Annotated in this window: 1 protein-coding gene; it reads right to left on the bottom strand. The window is 59.0% G+C overall.

Annotated elements, in window-relative coordinates; translation table 11 throughout:
* Positions 1–48 precede the first annotated feature (48 nt).
* Complete coding sequence (locus RT91_RS19700) at positions 49–1,065, bottom strand: IS110 family transposase (RefSeq protein WP_013640371.1); 1,017 nt, start codon at positions 1,063–1,065, stop codon at positions 49–51.
* Positions 1,066–1,155 lie beyond the last annotated feature (90 nt).

The raw sequence follows: 1,155 nt of genomic DNA, 5'->3' as shown, positions 1-1,155 counted from the left end.
GATAACCATCTCCTGTTTGCCCCTAAACCCTCGGCACCGGCGCGCGGATCAGGCGGCTACCGGCTGACGCCGATACGCTTCACCACGCGCCATCATGGCCCAGATGATCCGGGCCATCTTGTTGGCCAGAGCGATCGCCGCGACCTTGCGCGGCTTCCGCTCCAGCAATTGCAACAGCCAAGCGGTCGCTGATTTGCTGCCTGGTTTAGCGAAGCGGATCACCGCCATCGCCCCGACCACGAGCAACTGCCGCAACCTCTCATTGCCTGCCTTACTTATCTTTCCCATACGATGCTTGCCGCCGGTGGAATGCTCTCGCGGAGTCAGCCCGAGCCACGCTGCAAAATGCCGCCCGGTCTCAAAATTCGCGGGGTTCACATTGAGCGCCATGGTGATCGCGGTGATTGCCCCAACGCCGGGAATCGCGGCGAGGAGCTTGCTGACCGCGTTGGCCTTGTGCTGTTCGAGCAGCTGTCTCTCCAGTGCGTCGATCTTTGCATCGAGATCCGTCACATGCTGACCCATTTGCTCAAACATCGCCTTTGCAATTGCTGGAATCGCTTCCTCGGCAGACAGGAGAACAAGCAATGCTGAGACGTTCGCGCAGCCCTTGGCGGCAACGATGCCAAATTCCGCCGCGTGCCCCCGCAACGCGTTGATCGCCTGGGTTCGTTGATTCACCAAGAGTTCCCGGTGCTTCACGATGATTGCTGCCGCTTGCTCATCCACCGATTTGACCGGAACCGTGCGCATGGTCGGGCGGGATGCTGCCTCACTGATCGCTTCTGCGTCGTTGCGATCATTTTTACTCCGCTTCACGAAGGGCTTCACATATTGCGGTGGGATCAACCTGACCCGGTGGCCCATACCGCCCAACACCCGCCCCCAGTGGTGCGAGCCTGCGCAAGCTTCAAGAACCACCTCCGTCGGAGCCAATTTGACGAAGAACGGTTCAACCTGAGCCCGCCTGATCTCGCGCCGCAGTAACGGGCGCTCCTGGTCATCGACCCCATGGATCGTAAAAACATGCTTGGACGTGTCTATAGAAATCCGCTTAAATTCCATTGGGCGGCCCTTTCATTAGGTTCGTTGTTCGACCCTATTGGCACATTGGATGCCGTTGGGCCGTCCACCCCAACAGAAATCAACGCCAAT

The organism is Acidiphilium sp. JA12-A1, assembly GCF_000724705.2.
In the GTDB taxonomy this organism is placed as follows: Bacteria; Pseudomonadota; Alphaproteobacteria; order Acetobacterales; family Acetobacteraceae; genus Acidiphilium; species Acidiphilium multivorum.
Note: the sequence above shows the minus strand (reverse complement) of the source record. Positions and strands in the feature narration are given on the sequence as shown.

What these genes read in the sequence shown, in the direction of transcription:
- RT91_RS19700 (WP_013640371.1), bottom strand. Translation starts at nt 1,065, where the DNA reads ATGGAATTTAAGCGGATTTCTATAGACACGTCCAAGCATGTTTTTACG.